The sequence below is a fragment of the Streptomyces dysideae genome, assembly GCF_001514305.1.
Classification (GTDB): Bacteria; Actinomycetota; Actinomycetes; order Streptomycetales; family Streptomycetaceae; genus Streptomyces; species Streptomyces dysideae.
In genome coordinates, this window is sequence record NZ_KQ949084.1 from 38,113 (window position 1) to 53,501 (window position 15,389).

Consider the following 15,389-nt stretch of genomic DNA (forward strand, 5'->3'; position numbering starts at 1 on the left):
GAGTGAACATGGAGCAAGGGCAGCGGCCCACTCTTACGGAGGTGCGGGGGTGGCCGGCCACGGTGCGCGTGCCTCAGGCGGCCCTCGCGTTGGGGTGCAGCCGCTCGGAGCTGTATGAGCAGATCAAGCGCGGCACGTCGCCCGTGCGGACGCTGGAGTTCGGCCGTAGGCGCGTGGTCGTCACGGCGGACCTGGTGCGTCTGCTGTCGGGGGAAGGCCAGCCAGCGGCATGACCCAGAACGCACAGACGCCCCGGGGGAAAGCCGGGGCGTCTGCGGAAGTCCTCGCGGCGAGCGGTGGGACTGTGGCCAGCGTAGCGCCCTCCGGTGTCACCCCGGGGGACATCACTGGGCTGTGGGCCTCCAACCAGGTGACGTCCCTCCTGGACGGCGTCGACGGCACCGTGCCCGAGTACGGCTCGCTGGAGTGGGTGCAGCTGCCGCCGGGAGACCCGCGGAAGGTCGCCGCCGTCATCGCGGCCGCCGAGGAGTTCCGGCGCTACGTCCTCGAGGAGACATGGATGGACGAGCTCCACCGCCGCGACCCCGAGGCATGGCACGCGGAGCTCGCCGCGAACTCCTACGCACCGCAGAACGGAACTGGCACGTGACCATTGACCCCACCGTCCGCGGCCTCGCCGACGGACTGCCCGAGCCGCCGGTGCCGCGCCGGATCAAGCTCACTCCCGCGTCCAATATGGTGCCGGAGCCGGTCATCTGGGCGTGGGAGCCCGAGCCGGGCGCCGGACGTATCCCCGCCGGCGCGCTCACCCTGGCCGCCGGGCGGGAGGGCACCGGCAAGTCGTCGTTCGGCATCTGGCTCGCGGCTCGCCTCTCCCGCGGCGAGTTGCCCGGCACCTTCTACGGGCATCCCCGGAACGTCTTCTACGCAGCCGTAGAGGACTCCTGGCCCCGGACCCTGCTGCCGCGCCTGATCGCGGCGGACGCCGACCTCGAGCGCGTCTTCCGCGTCGACGTCGAGACGACCCGCTTCGAGGACGGCCGCCTGATCACCGGAGAGACCATGATTTGCCTCCCCGCGGACATCGGCCCCCTCGAGCAGGCCATCGATGAGTACGACGTCGCCGCGCTCATCGTCGACCCGCTCATGTCCACCCTGGGCAGCCGCACCGACGCCCACCGGTCTCAGGACGTGCGCCAGTCCCTCGAGCCCCTCGTACGGATGGCGGAGCGCACCAAGGCCCTGACGCTGGGCATCGCGCACTTCAACAAGGGCACCAGCACGGACGCCTCGCAGCTCATCACCGGCTCGGGCGCCTTCAAGGACCTCGCCCGCGCCGTCCTCGCGTTCGCCCGTGACGGCGAGATGGACGAGCAGGTGATGACCCAGACCAAGAACAGCCTCGGACGGGACCTCGATCTGCCCTCCCTCGCGTACCGCATCGAGGGCTACGACGTCCCCACCCCCAAAGGCATGGCCAACGTCGGCCGCCTCACCTTCACCGGCGTATCCCAGCGCACCGTCCAAGACACCCTCGCCGCGCCCGTTGACCGCGACGAGGTGAGCGAGCGGGACGAGGCTGCCGAGTGGCTGCGCGGCTACCTCACCGACGCCGGCGGCGAGGCCGCGACGCGGGACCTCTTCAAAGATGCCGAACGGGACGGCATCGCCAAGCGCACACTCCAACGCGCGCGATCACGCCTCGGGGTGACGTCCCACCAGTCCGGATTCGGCAAGAAGAAGACTTGGGTCTGGACACTCAGCGTTACCGACGACGAGCCATGACCCCTCTCTCGCGCCTCTCGCGCCAACCCCTGAGTGCTGGCGCGAGAGGCGCGAGAGGCGCGAGAGCACCACTACCGAACACAGAGAGTGAAGACAGGAGAGACGGCCATGAAGATCGATCACGCCGCTATCGAGTCGACGCTGCCCACCGAGGTCGACGAGCTCATAGACGAGCTGGACTACCTGCAGGCGCCCGCGCACATCACAACCGGGAACCGGCTGCTGCGCGCCGAGCTCGGCGACGTCGACGATGCGGACCTGCACGATGCGGTCTACTTCCGCAAGCGCATGCTGTGTGGGGCCTGCAAGACCGGCAGCGGCCGTCACAGCGAGCCGGACGGCGCGAGGGTGCAGGAGTTCACGCCCGGCGTCCGTACGGGCCGCTAGCATGGCCATACGCCGCGTTCCTGAGCCCCGGCGCCCGCTCCCCGAGGGCGGGCCATGCTCCGCAGCTACTACGCCGCTCCCCGTGGGCGGCAGAACACCCCTTCACGCCCCGGCGCGCGCCGCTGCGCGCGTCGGCATTCCACGGGAGCCCTGATGACCAGACGAACCCTGCCCGGCAGCTTCGAGACCATGTGTGAGCGCTTCGGCGTACGCGCGAACAGTGCGCTGCTGATCCGGGAACTCAAGAGCAAGCGCACCGAGCGCCAGGACCAGGCCCGCCAGATCATGACCCGCTCCGGCGCGAACATGAACACCGCCGAACAGCGCGAGTTCGACCGGCTGATGGACGAGTACGAGAACCTGGACGAGATGGTCACCCAGGCAGAGGAGCGCACCGAGGGCGACCGCAGCGCCGTTGACGAGGACCGGCCCAACGGCCGCCGCGACACCCCGAACCTGTACTTCCACACGGCGGACGGCCGGAAGGTCCGCGCCGTACGACACGGCGAGTCGTTCGCCCGCGCCGCCGGTACGCCCCGCACGGCCGGAAGCGACCCCGAAGACCTCTCGCTCGGCCGCGCCCTGGTCGGCATCCTCCGAGGCGACCACGCGATGATGGAACGCGAGATGCGCGCCCAGGTCGTCGCCCAGGACCCCGCCGGCGGATTCTTCGTCACCCCCACCCTAGGAAACCTGTTCATCGACCTCGCCCGCTCCCAGTCCGTCATCTCGCAGGCCGGAGCGATGACCATCCCGCTCGGCTCCGGCGAGACCCGCATCCTGCGCACCGCCACCGACCCCACCGCCTCATGGAAGGCCGAGCTCGGCGCGCTCAACAACACCGACGTGCAGTTCGACGCCGTCACCCTCTACCCGAAGGTGCTCGGCTGCATCGCCGACATCTCCGAGGAACTCATCGAGGACGGCGCGAACGCCGCCGCGCAGATCGAGGCCGTACTGTCCGCGGCCGTCGCCAACCAGCTCGACCGCTCGTTCTGGCGCGGCGTCAGCAACGGCACCGGCGACAACGACGTGGCAGGCCGCTACTTCACCGGCATCCTCGACGACCCCGGCGTGGGAACCGTCGACCTGGCCGGCGCCGCGCCCGCCGACTACGACGAGTGGATCGACGCAATGCAACTCGTCGAGGACGCCAACGGCATGCCCGACGTCCGCATCGACTCCCCCCGCACCGCGGCCCAGTTGGCCAAGCTGAAGGAGGCGACCACACTCGCCTACCTCAAGGCACCCGAGCAGGTAGCCGCGCTGCGCCACTTCAAGACCACCCAGACCCCCGTGACCCTGGGCGCCGGCAACGACGAGTCGGTGAGCGTGGTCGGCAACTTCGCCTCCGCATTCGTGATCATCGGTATCCGGTCGGCGTTCCGCGTCGAGGTGTCCAACCAAGCCGGGAACGCCTTCGAGAACCTCGGCCGCAAGGTCCGGGTGTGGGGCCGCGCGGACATGGCCATCGGCCGCCCCGCGCACCTGGCCCTCGTGCAGGCGATCGGCCCCACACCGTGACCCGGGTCAAACTGCGCGCGCCGTACATCAGCCGTGCAGCCCGCGGCGTACCCGGCCAGGTCCTCGAGCTCGAGGACGCCGCTGCCCGGCGCCTGGTCAGTGCCGGCCGCGCCACACTGGCCGACGCCCCGGCCGCCGTCGACGACGAGGACCAGGACGCCAGCGAGCCGAGGCGTACGAAGCGTGCAGGTGGCACAACAGCCATCAGGTCAGGGCGTGGCCGACGTGCCAAGGCACCTACCGAGGATGCGTTCTACAACCCGGACATCGAGCCGGAAGTGTTCGACCCAGCACACGGCCGCAGAGCCCGGGCCGACTGACTCCCGCGCGGGCGCGTGGGCGTGCGGCACCTCCGTCCCGCCGCACACCTGCGGTGCAGCACCCGCGCGGGCACCGCTGCCCGGCGCGCCCGGTCCTGGTCAGGCCGCGCGCACCGGGCAGCACCACATCACGCAGAGTCAGCAGGTCACGGGGGTAGGCGGCAAGCATTTCTGGCATCTCGGGGGGTCGGAATGCGGGGGGAAGCCCCCTCTCTCGCGTCTGCTTCGAACCCACTTTTTGAAAAGACCCCGAAAGTGACGGAGGGTGACCGACATGGCTCAGCCGCGGAAGACCAACCGCCTGCGCATCCTGCACGGCCAGCCGCCCCGTGCGGCGCCCATCGTGGGCGGGCCGCTCGACCTCCCCGACCCGCCCGACTGGCTACCCGAGGCAGCACGCGACGAGTGGATCCGCGTCACCGAGGCGTGCGCCACCTACCCGACGTGGCTGCAGCACGGCGACGTGGCGATCCTGACCGCGTACTGCGCCACGTGGGCAACATGGCTCGAGGCCGCGCAAGATGTCGCCCGCCGCGGCGCCCTCGTACCCGGCCGCTCGGCCGCCGACGCCGCCGGCACCGACGACGAGGGCGGGCCGCGCCTGGTGAAGAACCCGGCTGTGCAGATCGCCCGGGACGCCGCCGTGCAGCTGCGCGCGCTCTGCCGCGAGCTCGGGTTCAGCCCCGATGCCCGCCGACGTGTCGACGTCGGCGATCTCCAGACCGACGACGACGCAGACAGGTTGCTGACATGACCGAACAGCCCGACACCCTCACCCGCGAACTCGCCCAGTACGCGGCCGACGCCCTTGTCAGCGCGCACAAGAAAGGGAACCTGACCCCCGAGGAGATGGAGAAGGCGAAGGAAGCGATGCGCGCGGGCGCCGTCGGCATACGGCGCGACCACGACGGCACGTTCACCGTGGCCATCGGCGCCGTGGCCATGGTCGAGGGCCACATCTCCGACCTGCCCTCGATCGCCGCCGAGTGGGAAGAGTGGTTCCACTCCAGCTGACCGTGGGCTACGCCCCGTCGCCCGGCTCGGCGGTGTCCGGGGTGGCGATGACGTACGTGCCCTTGATCGGGAGCGTCGCCACCAGGCCGCGCTCCCGCAGTTCACGTACGGCGCGCCGCACCGTGCCGAGACTCACGCTGTAGATCTCGGTCATCTCCCGCTCACCAGGCAACCGGCCGCCCACCGGCGGCCGGCCCTCGCTGATCTCCGCAGCGATCAGATTCGCCAGCTTCACGTATTCGTACTGCGGCAGCTCGGTCATGCCCCGAGCCTCTTGCGGCCCCTCGCATCCCGCATCACGGGGACGCATCGGTACGCGTATCGCAGCATGGGGTGCATAGGGACGCACTGAGCGCTACGGTCGTACGGCTACGACAAAGCCCCCGCGAGTCGGCCAGGACTCCGAGGGCGTGGCCGACCTGTTGGAGGCAGATCGACATGGCAGATGGTACGCAGGGCCGGCAGGTTGAGGAACGGTGGCTGGACACCGGCTCCGGGCCCGGTCGGGTGGTGCAGGTGTACGTCTATCCGGCGGATCCTGTGGAGACGGCCCGCAGGGCACTGAAGGTCCACCTCGAGAACTGCGCCGAGTGCGCCCCCGACTCCTGGTGTCCGGTCTCGGACCGCCTGTATGCGGCGTACCGGGGTGAGCGCGGGCCGGCGTCATGACCGCCACCGCCGCCGACCGGGCGCCACTGTCGGCCGAGTGCGCGCTTGCCCAGCGGCCCAACTACCAGGGCCTGCACCGCGAGTGCCGCCAGACCAGTGACGTACCCCTACCCCACAGCAACGGCCGGATCCTGCTCACGCGCAGCTGTGGCTGCGCCTGCCACCGGCCGAGCGGATCGCCGACCACCTGAAGCCCGTCCCGGGATCCCCCACCCGGGACGGGTTTCGTGTGTCATACGCCCTGCTCAGGCCCGTCATACGGCGCCCGCGGCGCGTACAGGGCGCGGGTCGGGATGGACAGGACGCCCGGGCGCCGGCCACCGTTCCCGGCCGCCTGCAGGTCGGCGTAGCGCTGGCCGCCGGCGACCAGGCGCACCGCGTGCCGGATCGCCGCGGACGCGTCCATGCCGTCGCGCTGCAACACCTCGAGGTCCGCGGCGAGCTGGTCCGTCATCCGCACGGACACCACGGTCGGCGTACGGCTCACCGGCCCTCCCCCTGCCCGGCGCGTACGCGGCGAAGGCCTTCGTCGAGATCGCGGCCGCCGATGCTGCCCTCCGCGTCGACGAGCCGGAGCCGGGGCCGGTTCTTCCTGCACGGCCGCGCCTCCTTGACCACGTTCACGGCCCGGGCCACGGCCTCCGTGTCAGCCTCCTCCGGGGCGTCCCGGTACATCAGCACGCCGACGAGGACGTTCAGCTTGGCGACCTCGATGCGGAGCTCGGTGAGCTGCAGCTCGGCCACGGCCAGGCGCTGCTCAGTCTCGGTCTGCGTCATCGGCCCTCGCCCCAAGCGCGGTATCCGGTGGCCGGCTTTTCGGCGAGACGTGCCCGCAGGTAGTCAGCGGACCAACCCGGGTCGTCCCCGCCCTCGAGGACGCCCCGGAGGGCGATCACGGTGTCCATGGTGCGGTGGGCGAGGATCTCGCGGTGGGTCTCGCTGTCGCCGACGGTGGCGGGGGTCGGGATGTCGAGCGCTTCGAGGGCGACGGCCAGGAGCTGACGCAGCTCTCCGGCGGAAGGTTCGGTACGGTCGGTCATGGGTCTGGACTCCTTGATCGGAAGGGGTTCCGGGCAAGGCGCCGTCCGGTGTTCGCAGCATCGGGCGGCGCCGCCGCGTCTCACACGCGTCTCACCGACGGTGTGGATCTTGCGGGGCGGGGAGCCTGTGACCTGGCCTCATGACGCACCGTCATGGACGCCATGGAAGGCGTGGACGGCTTTCGGATCACTACGGATCAGAAGGTTGCAGGTTCGAATCCTGCCGAGTGCACACAGGTGAGAGGCCCCGGAGAGATCCGGGGCCTCTTGCGTTTTGGGGGCCGTACAGCAGCGAAGTACAGCAACCATGACCGGAGCGCCCGGCCAGCTCGCGGACAGGATGGCCGCGCATGTCGCACGGCGACCGGGGGGTCGAGGCATTCGTGCGGCGCGGGAGGGGCACTCATGAAGATCAAGACTGGCAGAGCGGGACTCACCGCCGTAGTGCTGGCTGCACTGGTGGGATGTGGGGCCAGCGCATCCGAGGGATCAGAAGATGCGACAGAGACGGAGCAGACATCAGCTCCTGCTTCTGCGGTGCAGTCGCCGGCCCAAGCCCGCCTCTCTTCTGAGGCGCTGCAGAGCCGGTGGTGGACATGGGCAATGTCGGAGCCTGAAGGCACAAACCCGGTCGCTGACGAGGATGGAAGTGAGTGTGGGCGCAACCAGCCGCAGGATGTGTGGTTCCTGGCGGGCACCTTCGGCGCTCAGGCCGAGCGCACTTGCAGCGTTCCTGACGGGGTACCTCTCGCGTTCCCCCTCGTGAACCTGATCGGTGGCCCGGCGGACTGCACAGACTTCATGAGCGCGGCCAAGGGATCCGCAGTCCTGGACGGGAAGCGGGTCGACTCGGAAACCATCCGAGGAGAGGCGATCACTGCGCGGGGCGTCACCGAAAATCCCATCACGGGTACGGACGGGCGCTTCAGGGTTACCGGGTGCGGGCTCTGGGTCCAGTTGCCTCCACTGCAACCCGGAAAGCACACGCTGACGATTCGGGGCCAGTCTGAGGATTTCGCGGTTGGTGTGGATTACTCCCTGACGGTTGATACCGCGTAGGAGAACGACGTACAGGAGACCCCGAGTTCGGGGCCTCCTGAAGAGCAGGTCATTGTTGCGGTGTGCTCAGCTGGCGCCGCCCATCGCTGCGACAGCTTGCCGAGCGCCGCGCGCACCTCCTGCTCGCTCGCTTCCGCGCGGCCCTCCATCGTCATGGCGATCTGCGAGTGGCGGAGGATGCGCTGAGCCACCTTCGGGTGCACCTTCAGGGCCACCAAGAGCGAGCTGCGCGTGTGCTGGGTGTTCCGGAGCGGGATGACGCGGAGGCCGGCGCGGCGAGCGCGCAGGGCGAACAACGGGTGAGGTTTCCCGGCTCGATGGGCGTTCCGTACTTCGTGGTGAAGACCAGGCCGCGCGTGTCCTGCCAGAGATCACCGGCCGCCTTCCGGTCGCCGGTCTGCTGCGCGCGGCGCATGCGGAGGGCCGTGAGGCGCAGGTCGGGCAGCGGCAGGCAGTCGTGAAGGCGGCCCAGTCCGACGAGGCCATGGCCCCGCTGTTCGCCCAGGTCAGCGCCCCAACTGGCCCCAGAATGCCGCAGCTTCCCAAGCTGATGGCTCCCGCGCCGTCGCCACGGGCCGGCCGTCGCGGGTTGCTCCGGTCGCCACCCCGAAGGCGTGGCTGAGGCCGGTGGGGGTGCAGCGAGGCACACGCGTGCGTGATCGCGCGGCGCACCCGCCATCGTGGCTGACTGTCGTCGGCTGAGGTTCGTGCCGCAACTGAGTCAGGTGCAGAAGTCAGTCACAGTCAACAAGGGTTTCCTGGGGACGAGTTGCCAGTCACATCGCCGACTCGACCAGTTGGCCGCAGGTGAGAGGTCGTTGCAGCCCTTGACCGAAAATCGGCCGTCAGGAAATCTGACGCTATGTCTTCTTCATGGGTGGCCATTGACTTCGAGACCGCGAACGAGCACAGGGGCAGCCCTTGTGCCGTCGGCATGACGAAGGTCGTCGACGGCCGCATAGTCGGCACCTGGGGCACGCTGGTCAAGCCGCCCGCCGGCCTGGGCGACTTCAACCCGTTCAACGTCGCGATTCACGGCATCACACCCGTCGATGTGGCGAACGCCCCAGCCTGGGAAGCAGCCCTCGCCGACATCATGACGTTCACCGAAGGGCTCCCGCTGGTGGCTCACAACGCGGGGTTTGACATGAGCGTCATACGGGCCGCCTGCGACGCCGAAAGCATGGCGTGGCCCGAGCTGCGCTACACGTGCTCGCAGGTTGTGGCCCGCCGCACCTGGAAGTTGCTCTCCTACAGCCTCCCCTACTGCGCGGACGCCGCCGGGGTCGCCTTCACTGACCACCACGACGCAGGCGCGGACGCCACCGCAGCCGCCGAGGTCATGCTCGCGGCGATGCGGTCTGCCGAGACCACATCGCTCGACAGCCTGCTCGATGGTCACCGGATCCGCTGGGGCTGGATGACGCCGGCGAGTGAGTGGCTGGGCAGTCACTACAGCGGTCACAGCGCAGGGCCGCGCAAGCCTCTGCCCGGCGCCAACCCCAACGCCGACCCGGAGGGCGCTCTGTATGGGGCGACGGTGTGCTTGACCGGGAAGCTGACCTCCATGACCAGGGAGGAGGCATTCCGCAAGCTCGCCTGGGCCGGCGCGCAGCCAGCGGAGAACGTCACAAAGAAGACCGGCATCCTCGTCTCCGCCTCCCAGGCCAGGCTCAGGCCCGGCGACACGCTGAGCGGCAAGGCCAAGAAGGCCCAGGCACTGCTGCAAGCGGGGCAGGACATAGAGGTCATCGATGAGGACGAGTTCCTTCGACGTCTGGATGGCTGACGTACCCGCCCTCACGTGGAGGGGTGGAGAGGGCCCGTCTCATTTTCCGTCTGATTCAGCGACGTTCACAACCGTTCAGCGGGGTTCGAGAGGCCGCCTCATCTCGGTGACCAGCCGCGCATAAACCCAGTTGAACGCCCCCGTACGCACCCCCGCACCTCACCAACACAGCTGGAAAGCATGCTGGTTGGGCGGCACAGTGTGGCTGGTAAAAGCGCCGCCGAACCCGCGCCAGGGAGCAAGATGCCCGAGACAGAGAGGGGGGCTGTCCCGGGCCGGGTTGGAGTGAGGACCCTTCGAGGCTCCTCGTAATCAGTCGCCCCCGGGCAAAGGGGGAGAGCTCGGTGGCGACGCCCGCGCGAGGCGCGCGTGTTGCTATCCCTCGAAGTGGTGGCTGAACAGCTTCTCGATCAACGCCCAGAGAGCACGAGCCCCCAACGCGATCGTGAGCCGACCAGCAACATCGCGAATCTTCCCCTTGGACTCCGGGAAAGGGTTCGACTTTTCCATCACTCCACCTCATCTCTGGGGCTGCGTCTCGTCACCGTGCGGGACGAGGCGCCCCCCTCTCAGAGATGAGGTCCTGTCAGGCTAGCGCCCTCTGCTGATTGATCACCAGCTACAACTGATGTGATGTGTATGGCCGTTGAGGTACAGCAGCGAAGTGCAGCAGCCTCGGCGACCGCACCCGTCCGTTACCGTCCTCACGGGGCCGCAGCGCAACCGGTACGAGCGCCAGCGACCGACCCACATAGCCGAGCGTGAGCCGAGGGGCGAGGCAGGCGTGGAGACGATGCAGCGTGTGATTCATCGGAGCGGGTTGTTCTCGCGGTTTCTGTTGGTGCTGGTGGGGGTGGCGGTGGTGGTGCTCTGTTACTCGCTGCTTCGGGAGAATCTGCCGGATCGAGTGACCCGTGGCTGGCCGTGGCAGGTGGAGTTGCTGGATGTGCAGAGTGCCGTGGCGGCCGTGCTTGCGACGGGGGGAGCCTCGCTGGCTCGGGCCCAGTACGCGCGTACGGTCAGGCCGGCCATCGGGTACTTCGGCCGGGTCGTCGCCGACGTGTCGCCGGACGGGCGGATGGCCTGGGTGTGTCACCTGTGCAATGGCGGGCAGGAAGTGGCCGTCACGATGGACCTGGGGTACTGGATCGAGTACACGCCCGCCGCGCGTGCCTCGGGGGCCGAGGACTCCTCGGAGTGGGTGACGCAGGCTGTCGCGTCGGCGTCGGTCGAGGGGCTGGGGCTGATGAAGCGGCAGGACTTCGCGTTGAACCTCGTAGGGCCGGGCTGGCCCATCTCCGGGCAGCAGACGATGCTTCTGGGCTGGTTCACGGAGAAGGCCATGCGTGAAGTGGAGAACGTGTTCGTGAGGGTGCGGGTGCTTGATCGGGTTGGTGACACCCATGAGCGTGTTGTCAGTTTGCTGAAGGGTGCCGACCGTGTCCCTCGTCATCCGGACACTCCCCTCTTCTGAGCTCTGATCAGGCGGCCTGAGCGACTCTGCGATCGTGAGGCTCATGGGCGAACTGAGTGAACTGAGCGAACTGGTCGAGCGTGTCGACGAGGACGATCGGGTTCTTGGGGTCGTGGACCGGGGGGAAGCCATCGCGCGCGGGTGGCTGCATCGGGTTGCCACGACCGTCTGTCGGGATGCTGAGGGGCGGATTCTGGTGCATCGGCGGCCGGCGGGCGTGGCTCGGTTTCCGGCGCAGTACAACTGGCTGATCGGTGGGGCGGTCGAGGTCGGGGAGAGTTATGTGGAGGCGGCCGGGCGGGAGCTTGGTGAGGAGTTGGGGGTTCGGGTTCCCGTGCGGTTTGTGTTCAAGTTTCTGTGCCGGGGGGCCATCAGTCCGTACTGGCTCGGGGTGCATGAGGCCCTGGTGACCGAGAAGATCGAGCCTGATCCGGCGGAGATCGGGTGGTACCGGTGGGTCAGTGAGAGTGAGCTGCGGGATGTGGTCGGGCGGTGGGCCTTCGTGGCCGATGGGGTGGAGACGTTGAGGCGTTATCCCGGGCCGTTGATCCCGTAGGCAGGGGAAGGCAGGGGAAGGCAGGGGAAGGCAGAGCAGCGCAGGGCCCCGCCGAGTCGGCGGGGCCCTGGGGTTTGTGCCGGTGCGGTGACCTGCCCGGCTACTGCTTGAAGTGGACCGGGATGTACTGGTCGTAGGAGCGGTCGGCGGTGGCTGTGAAGTCGGCGCGGGTGATGATGGCGCACTTCACCGTGACGTCGCAGACCTTGCCGTCGGCGATCTCCGGCTTGAGGTTGAGGGTCGTGAGGAAGGAGCCGTGCGGGGCGTAGGGGATGGTCACGCCCGGGGTGCCGGTGGCGGTGTTGGTGATGCGGCGGGCCGAGCCGTCCGTGGACTCGCGGCCGCCGAGGCACGGCGTGGGCAGGGTGGTGTACGTCGTCGGGTCGCCGATCTCGACGGAGTCGGGGATGACGCAGAACGCCAGGAAGATGCCCTGGTCGGTGTTGTAGCCGGTGCCGCCGACGTTGACCGTGGCGCCCGAGGCGGGCAGCGTGACGGGGGTGGCCGCCAGCTTCAGGTCGAAGGTGCCGTCGGTGGTGGTGACCGTGCGCTCGGCGTGGCCGAACGCCGGACTGGCCGCGGCCGGGCCGCCCTGGGTGAGGACGAGGGCCAACGAGGTTGCGGCCAGGGCGAGTCCGCGTCGTAGGAGCTTCTTCGTGGGGGGATTCATGGGGCCAACTCCGCCTTTCGGTGGGCACGTTGCCGTGCTTGCTTGCCTTTCTTAATAATTGAAACATTGAGGGCTTGTGAGCGGTGCGGAGGGTTCAGGCGGCGCTGACGAGTGCCGGGCGGGCCAGAGTGAGTGCGCCCCTCGTCGTCCCCGGCCTGTGGTCCGCCGCGAAGACGAACAGCCGCAGGACCAGGAAGCGGCCGATGCCGGCGAGGCCGGAGGCGGTGAGGTAGACGGCCTGTTCCCAGAGCACCGTGGGGGACTGCTGGACCGCGTGGAGTATCAGCATCGCGGCGGTCGTCGCCAGGTACGCGGCCGTCGCCGAGCCCGCCGACTGGAGGTGCTCGCGCAGGCCGGGGCGGCGGCCGGTGCCGAAGGTGAACAGGGCGTGCAGCTCGGTGCACAGGAGGGTGGAGGCGACCGTGATCAGGGCGTTCGCCACCGCCCAGGGCATCGTAGTGGCCAGCAGCGGTACGGCGGCGCTGGAGAGGAGGCCGATGCCGCCGCCGCAGACCACGAAGCGGATGAAGGAGGCGAAGGGGCCCGGCGTCGACCTTGCGTCGGCCGGCAGCGGCTTCGACGGGAGCAGCGACTCCATGGCGGTGTCCTTCCGGGCGGGGCTCGAATCTCTGAGGGATCCAGTTGATCCCGGCCCGGCTTCAGCCCGACTTCAGTGGGGCTTCAGCCTTGATCGGCCGGGTTCAACGATGCCGTTGTCCGCTCGTGGGAACGATGGAGCGCCCTACCGAACCGGAGGTAGGGCTGGCTACACCATGGGGGTGGGGTTGCGCCGTGATCGGTTCAGGTCAGGAGGCGTACGAAGCCGCCGTGGGCGGTGCCCGAGCCCAACAGGTGGGCCCAGTCGAGGGTTTCCGGCAGCTGGTCGACGGACAGGACGAGCGCGCCGCCGGCCTGTTCGGCGTCCGTGCACCAGTCGGCCATGTCGGCGGGGCCGGTCGCGTCGAGGACCGGGGCGGCGAGCGCGGGGATGATCAGGCCGTGCTCGCCGGGGCCGTCCACGGCGCACAGGGTGAGCTTGGGAACGATGCTCCAGCCCGTGCACAAGGGCACTCTGCCGTCGGGGGCGGTCAGGGCAGGCAGGGCGTCGTGGACGGAGGCGGCGGCCAGGAGGAGCACGGGGGTGGAACCTCGTACGGACCGTACGAAGAGGGCTCTCTCGGGTTCGTGAAGCATGCGGCCACCCTCGCAGGGCGGGATCCGGTGCGCTTCCTCGGGGGGCGCGTCCCTGTGCCCTGGACGGTGGCCGCCGTTAAGTCGTGCTCCCCGCCCGCTACTTGAATGCCTCGAAGTTCCGTGCCGCCCAGTCCGCGAACGTGTGCGGCGGGCGGCCCAGGAGGCGTTCCACGTCGGGGCTCACCCGGCGCAGTGCGGCGGAGGGGGTGCCCAGCATGTCGAGGGTGCTCTCGACGACCGGCTCCGGCATGAAGTGCAGCATCTGCGCCCTGGCCGTCGCGCGGGTCTGTTCGACGAACCGTACCGGCTCGCCCAACGCCGCCTGGCTCGCGGCGACTTGCTGCCGGGGCGAGACGGGCGCGGGGCCGGTCAGTTCGTAGACCTCGCCGGTGTGGCCTGGTTCACGCAGCGCCACCGACGCGACCTCCGCGATGTCGGCCGGGTCGATGGTCGGCAGTGCCACGTCGCCGAAGGGGGCCGCGGCCTCCCGGCGGGTGCGGATCAGGTCCGCCCAGTGGAGGGTGTTCGAGTGGAAGCCGCCTGGGCGCAGCATCGTCCAGTCCAGGCCTGATTCCCGTACGGTGTCCTCCAGTTGGGAGGGGTGGTCGCCGGTGCCGACGCCCTGGGAGGACAGCAGGACCACCCGCCGGACGCCCGAAGCCCGTACGACATCGAGGGCCTCGGTGAGATCGCCGCCGGCCGCGACATAGTCGCCGGAGGTCAGCAGGAACAGCGCCTCGGCTCCATCGAGGGCGGGTTTCAGCCGCTCTGGTTCGGTCAGGTCGGCCTGGTGGTGGCGGGCGGTGCCGGGCGGCACGTCCCCGGCGGAGATCCGGCGGGAGACCGCCGTCACCCGCTCGCCCGCCGCGACGAGGGAACGTACAAGTGGCCGTCCGACATTACCCGTTGCTCCGGTCACCACGATCATCGTCGGTCTCCGATCCGAGTCAGTAGTGCGGCGTTCGTTGGTTCGTTAGTTCGTTCGTTCGCATCCGACTCGGCGAAGCTACTGTTGCGGGGGTAGTAGGTACCTAGAGGAAAGTAATGGCATTCGGGGGTTGGTGTGACCGAGAGCACAGCGAAGTGGGTTCAGTCGGGGGCCGATCCCGAGAACGCCTGCCCGGTCGCGCCCGTCGTCGACATCGTCTTCAGCCGCTGGACGACGCCGATCCTGTGGGCGCTCCACGAGTACGGGCGCCAGCGCTTCGTCGAGTTGGAACGCCGTATCGCCACGATCACGCCCAAGGTGCTGACGCAGCGGCTGCGGCAGTTGGAGCGGGACGGGCTGGTTGTGCGGACGTACTACCCCGAGGTGCCGCCGCGTGTGGAGTACGAGATCAGCGAACTGGGGCGCAGTCTGGCGCCGTTGTTCGCGGCGCTCGCCGAGTGGTCCGTCCATCTGGGTGAGGTGGAGCGGGCGCGGGTGGAGTACGACAGCAGGGAGCCGGGGCGCGGTCGCTGAGGCGGCGCCTTGTTATGACGTGCAGACGTTCTTCAGTTCGTCGGCGGCGGCGTCGATCTTGCTCGGGTCGGGGTCGGTGTCGCCGTTCAGGATGGCCTTGTTGTAGTCCGCGATCGCGTCGTTGAGGTCGTCGACCGCCTGGTTGACCTTGTCGTCGCTCGTGTCGTCGTCGACCTTGTCGATCTTTTCCAGGTTCTTGTCGATGGTGTCGATGGCCTCGTCGGTACGCGTGGGGTCCTTCGCCGCGTCCAGGCCCGCCTCGTGGATGGCCTTGACGCTGTCGGCGATCGTGTCGGCGTGCTGGACGCAGCCCAGTGTGGTGTCGAGGTCCTCGCAGCCGGTGGCGAGACCGGCGGTGAGGGCGACGGCGGCGACGGTGGTGGCCAGGGTGGCGATACGGCGGCGGTTCGTGGACATCGGGCGGTCCCTTTCGGTGGGCGGAGGCACGAGGGAGTGCTGCGTTCTCGGTTCTCTGTTCTCTGTCG

The 15,389-nt window shown here is 69.2% G+C and carries 24 protein-coding genes and 1 pseudogene; 15 read left to right on the forward strand and 10 right to left on the reverse strand.

Features of this window, described 5'->3' with window-relative positions:
* The first annotated feature begins 8 nt into the window (after positions 1 to 8).
* From AQJ91_RS17735 to AQJ91_RS17770, 8 genes are all read left to right on the forward strand, one after another.
* A complete protein-coding gene (locus AQJ91_RS17735) occupies positions 9 to 233 on the forward strand; it encodes a hypothetical protein (protein ID WP_067022204.1) in 225 nt (74 codons plus the stop codon).
* Between the two features lie 71 nt (positions 234 to 304).
* Complete coding sequence (locus AQJ91_RS17740) at positions 305 to 610, forward strand: hypothetical protein (RefSeq protein ID WP_067022206.1); 306 nt, start codon at positions 305 to 307, stop codon at positions 608 to 610.
* A complete protein-coding gene (locus AQJ91_RS17745) occupies positions 607 to 1,746 on the forward strand; it encodes an AAA family ATPase (protein WP_067022208.1) in 1,140 nt (379 codons plus the stop codon). The genes AQJ91_RS17740 and AQJ91_RS17745 overlap by 4 nt, the downstream gene beginning before the upstream one ends.
* Positions 1,747 to 1,854: 108 nt before the next feature.
* Entirely contained in the window at positions 1,855 to 2,133 is a 279-nt protein-coding gene (locus AQJ91_RS17750) for a hypothetical protein (RefSeq protein WP_067022211.1), read from the forward strand.
* Between the two features lie 153 nt (positions 2,134 to 2,286).
* Positions 2,287 to 3,657, forward strand: a complete 1,371-nt coding sequence (locus AQJ91_RS17755) for a phage major capsid protein (RefSeq protein ID WP_067022212.1) — start codon at positions 2,287 to 2,289, stop codon at positions 3,655 to 3,657.
* The gene (locus tag AQJ91_RS17760; protein ID WP_067022214.1) at positions 3,654 to 3,977 is read left to right on the forward strand and encodes a hypothetical protein; all 324 of its coding nucleotides are present in this window, start codon (positions 3,654 to 3,656) and stop codon (positions 3,975 to 3,977) included. The genes AQJ91_RS17755 and AQJ91_RS17760 overlap by 4 nt, the downstream gene beginning before the upstream one ends.
* A gap of 274 nt (positions 3,978 to 4,251) precedes the next feature.
* Positions 4,252 to 4,731: a phage terminase small subunit P27 family gene (locus AQJ91_RS17765; protein WP_067022216.1), complete on the forward strand. Its 480-nt coding sequence runs from the start codon at positions 4,252 to 4,254 to the stop codon at positions 4,729 to 4,731.
* The gene (locus tag AQJ91_RS17770) at positions 4,728 to 4,991 is read left to right on the forward strand and encodes a hypothetical protein (protein ID WP_067022218.1); all 264 of its coding nucleotides are present in this window, start codon (positions 4,728 to 4,730) and stop codon (positions 4,989 to 4,991) included. Before AQJ91_RS17765 ends, AQJ91_RS17770 begins: the two co-directional genes overlap by 4 nt.
* 7 nt (positions 4,992 to 4,998) lie before the next feature.
* Here AQJ91_RS17770 and AQJ91_RS17775 read toward each other — a convergent pair whose 3' ends face one another.
* A complete protein-coding gene (locus tag AQJ91_RS17775; RefSeq protein ID WP_067022220.1) occupies positions 4,999 to 5,253 on the reverse strand; it encodes a winged helix-turn-helix domain-containing protein in 255 nt (84 codons plus the stop codon).
* Positions 5,254 to 5,429: 176 nt separating this feature from the next.
* Between AQJ91_RS17775 and AQJ91_RS17780 the strand changes: the two genes are divergently transcribed.
* The gene (locus AQJ91_RS17780) at positions 5,430 to 5,660 is read left to right on the forward strand and encodes a hypothetical protein (protein WP_067022222.1); all 231 of its coding nucleotides are present in this window, start codon (positions 5,430 to 5,432) and stop codon (positions 5,658 to 5,660) included.
* Positions 5,657 to 5,851 carry a hypothetical protein gene (locus tag AQJ91_RS49520; RefSeq protein WP_079085036.1) on the forward strand — a complete coding sequence of 65 codons (195 nt, stop codon included), beginning with the start codon at positions 5,657 to 5,659 and terminating at the stop codon, positions 5,849 to 5,851. Before AQJ91_RS17780 ends, AQJ91_RS49520 begins: the two co-directional genes overlap by 4 nt.
* A gap of 41 nt (positions 5,852 to 5,892) precedes the next feature.
* Here the strand turns inward: AQJ91_RS49520 and AQJ91_RS17785 are convergent, their stop codons facing one another.
* From AQJ91_RS17785 to AQJ91_RS17795, 3 genes are read right to left on the reverse strand one after another with little or no spacing between them, the layout of a single operon-like run.
* The gene (locus tag AQJ91_RS17785) at positions 5,893 to 6,147 is read right to left on the reverse strand and encodes a hypothetical protein (RefSeq protein WP_067022224.1); all 255 of its coding nucleotides are present in this window, start codon (positions 6,145 to 6,147) and stop codon (positions 5,893 to 5,895) included.
* Complete coding sequence (locus tag AQJ91_RS17790; protein ID WP_067022226.1) at positions 6,144 to 6,437, reverse strand: hypothetical protein; 294 nt, start codon at positions 6,435 to 6,437, stop codon at positions 6,144 to 6,146. The genes AQJ91_RS17785 and AQJ91_RS17790 overlap by 4 nt, the downstream gene beginning before the upstream one ends.
* Entirely contained in the window at positions 6,434 to 6,700 is a 267-nt protein-coding gene (locus AQJ91_RS17795; protein WP_067022228.1) for a hypothetical protein, read from the reverse strand. The genes AQJ91_RS17790 and AQJ91_RS17795 overlap by 4 nt, the downstream gene beginning before the upstream one ends.
* A 405-nt stretch (positions 6,701 to 7,105) precedes the next feature.
* On the opposite strand from AQJ91_RS17795, the gene AQJ91_RS49525 reads away from it, so the two are divergent.
* Positions 7,106 to 7,759 carry a signal protein gene (locus tag AQJ91_RS49525; RefSeq protein ID WP_079085037.1) on the forward strand — a complete coding sequence of 218 codons (654 nt, stop codon included), beginning with the start codon at positions 7,106 to 7,108 and terminating at the stop codon, positions 7,757 to 7,759.
* A 66-nt stretch (positions 7,760 to 7,825) separates the two neighbouring features.
* Here AQJ91_RS49525 and AQJ91_RS58745 read toward each other — a convergent pair.
* A pseudogene (locus tag AQJ91_RS58745) lies at positions 7,826 to 8,216 on the reverse strand (site-specific integrase); the annotation flags it as partial.
* A gap of 405 nt (positions 8,217 to 8,621) precedes the next feature.
* Between AQJ91_RS58745 and AQJ91_RS17805 the strand changes: the two are divergent.
* The 3 genes from AQJ91_RS17805 to AQJ91_RS17815 all read left to right on the forward strand — a co-directional run bounded on the left by AQJ91_RS17805 (position 8,622) and on the right by AQJ91_RS17815 (position 11,578).
* The gene (locus tag AQJ91_RS17805) at positions 8,622 to 9,548 is read left to right on the forward strand and encodes an exonuclease domain-containing protein (protein WP_067022232.1); all 927 of its coding nucleotides are present in this window, start codon (positions 8,622 to 8,624) and stop codon (positions 9,546 to 9,548) included.
* A 793-nt stretch (positions 9,549 to 10,341) separates the two neighbouring features.
* A complete protein-coding gene (locus AQJ91_RS17810; RefSeq protein WP_234382507.1) occupies positions 10,342 to 11,022 on the forward strand; it encodes a hypothetical protein in 681 nt (226 codons plus the stop codon).
* A gap of 61 nt (positions 11,023 to 11,083) precedes the next feature.
* Entirely contained in the window at positions 11,084 to 11,578 is a 495-nt protein-coding gene (locus AQJ91_RS17815) for an NUDIX hydrolase (protein ID WP_067022570.1), read from the forward strand.
* A 100-nt stretch (positions 11,579 to 11,678) separates the two neighbouring features.
* Here the strand turns inward: AQJ91_RS17815 and AQJ91_RS17820 are convergent, their stop codons facing one another.
* From AQJ91_RS17820 to AQJ91_RS17835, 4 genes are all read right to left on the reverse strand, one after another.
* Complete coding sequence (locus AQJ91_RS17820; protein ID WP_067022236.1) at positions 11,679 to 12,248, reverse strand: hypothetical protein; 570 nt, start codon at positions 12,246 to 12,248, stop codon at positions 11,679 to 11,681.
* 94 nt (positions 12,249 to 12,342) lie between these two features.
* Positions 12,343 to 12,846, reverse strand: coding sequence for a GtrA family protein (locus AQJ91_RS17825; protein WP_067022238.1), 504 nt, complete (start codon positions 12,844 to 12,846; stop codon positions 12,343 to 12,345).
* Positions 12,847 to 13,049: 203 nt separating this feature from the next.
* Positions 13,050 to 13,442, reverse strand: coding sequence for a hypothetical protein (locus tag AQJ91_RS17830; protein WP_067022240.1), 393 nt, complete (start codon positions 13,440 to 13,442; stop codon positions 13,050 to 13,052).
* A gap of 97 nt (positions 13,443 to 13,539) precedes the next feature.
* Positions 13,540 to 14,370, reverse strand: coding sequence for an NAD(P)H-binding protein (locus AQJ91_RS17835; protein ID WP_067022242.1), 831 nt, complete (start codon positions 14,368 to 14,370; stop codon positions 13,540 to 13,542).
* A 135-nt stretch (positions 14,371 to 14,505) separates the two neighbouring features.
* On the opposite strand from AQJ91_RS17835, the gene AQJ91_RS17840 reads away from it, so the two are divergent.
* A complete protein-coding gene (locus tag AQJ91_RS17840; RefSeq protein ID WP_067022243.1) occupies positions 14,506 to 14,904 on the forward strand; it encodes a winged helix-turn-helix transcriptional regulator in 399 nt (132 codons plus the stop codon).
* A gap of 12 nt (positions 14,905 to 14,916) precedes the next feature.
* On the opposite strand, the gene AQJ91_RS17845 is transcribed toward AQJ91_RS17840, so the two are convergent.
* A complete protein-coding gene (locus tag AQJ91_RS17845) occupies positions 14,917 to 15,321 on the reverse strand; it encodes a hypothetical protein (protein WP_067022245.1) in 405 nt (134 codons plus the stop codon).
* Between the last annotated feature and the right edge of the window lie 68 nt (positions 15,322 to 15,389).

What these genes read in the sequence shown, in the direction of transcription:
- AQJ91_RS17735 (WP_067022204.1), top strand. Translation starts at nt 9, where the DNA reads ATGGAGCAAGGGCAGCGGCCCACTCTTACGGAGGTGCGGGGGTGGCCG.
- AQJ91_RS17750 (WP_067022211.1), top strand. Translation starts at nt 1,855, where the DNA reads ATGAAGATCGATCACGCCGCTATCGAGTCGACGCTGCCCACCGAGGTC.
- AQJ91_RS17755 (WP_067022212.1), top strand. Translation starts at nt 2,287, where the DNA reads ATGACCAGACGAACCCTGCCCGGCAGCTTCGAGACCATGTGTGAGCGC.
- AQJ91_RS17765 (WP_067022216.1), top strand. Translation starts at nt 4,252, where the DNA reads ATGGCTCAGCCGCGGAAGACCAACCGCCTGCGCATCCTGCACGGCCAG.
- AQJ91_RS17770 (WP_067022218.1), top strand. Translation starts at nt 4,728, where the DNA reads ATGACCGAACAGCCCGACACCCTCACCCGCGAACTCGCCCAGTACGCG.
- AQJ91_RS17775 (WP_067022220.1), bottom strand. Translation starts at nt 5,253, where the DNA reads ATGACCGAGCTGCCGCAGTACGAATACGTGAAGCTGGCGAATCTGATC.
- AQJ91_RS17780 (WP_067022222.1), top strand. Translation starts at nt 5,430, where the DNA reads ATGGCAGATGGTACGCAGGGCCGGCAGGTTGAGGAACGGTGGCTGGAC.
- AQJ91_RS49520 (WP_079085036.1), top strand. Translation starts at nt 5,657, where the DNA reads ATGACCGCCACCGCCGCCGACCGGGCGCCACTGTCGGCCGAGTGCGCG.
- AQJ91_RS17790 (WP_067022226.1), bottom strand. Translation starts at nt 6,437, where the DNA reads ATGACGCAGACCGAGACTGAGCAGCGCCTGGCCGTGGCCGAGCTGCAG.
- AQJ91_RS17795 (WP_067022228.1), bottom strand. Translation starts at nt 6,700, where the DNA reads ATGACCGACCGTACCGAACCTTCCGCCGGAGAGCTGCGTCAGCTCCTG.
- AQJ91_RS49525 (WP_079085037.1), top strand. Translation starts at nt 7,106, where the DNA reads ATGAAGATCAAGACTGGCAGAGCGGGACTCACCGCCGTAGTGCTGGCT.
- AQJ91_RS17805 (WP_067022232.1), top strand. Translation starts at nt 8,622, where the DNA reads ATGTCTTCTTCATGGGTGGCCATTGACTTCGAGACCGCGAACGAGCAC.
- AQJ91_RS17810 (WP_234382507.1), top strand. Translation starts at nt 10,342, where the DNA reads ATGCAGCGTGTGATTCATCGGAGCGGGTTGTTCTCGCGGTTTCTGTTG.
- AQJ91_RS17820 (WP_067022236.1), bottom strand. Translation starts at nt 12,248, where the DNA reads ATGAATCCCCCCACGAAGAAGCTCCTACGACGCGGACTCGCCCTGGCC.
- AQJ91_RS17825 (WP_067022238.1), bottom strand. Translation starts at nt 12,846, where the DNA reads ATGGAGTCGCTGCTCCCGTCGAAGCCGCTGCCGGCCGACGCAAGGTCG.
- AQJ91_RS17830 (WP_067022240.1), bottom strand. Translation starts at nt 13,442, where the DNA reads ATGCTTCACGAACCCGAGAGAGCCCTCTTCGTACGGTCCGTACGAGGT.
- AQJ91_RS17835 (WP_067022242.1), bottom strand. Translation starts at nt 14,370, where the DNA reads ATGATCGTGGTGACCGGAGCAACGGGTAATGTCGGACGGCCACTTGTA.
- AQJ91_RS17845 (WP_067022245.1), bottom strand. Translation starts at nt 15,321, where the DNA reads ATGTCCACGAACCGCCGCCGTATCGCCACCCTGGCCACCACCGTCGCC.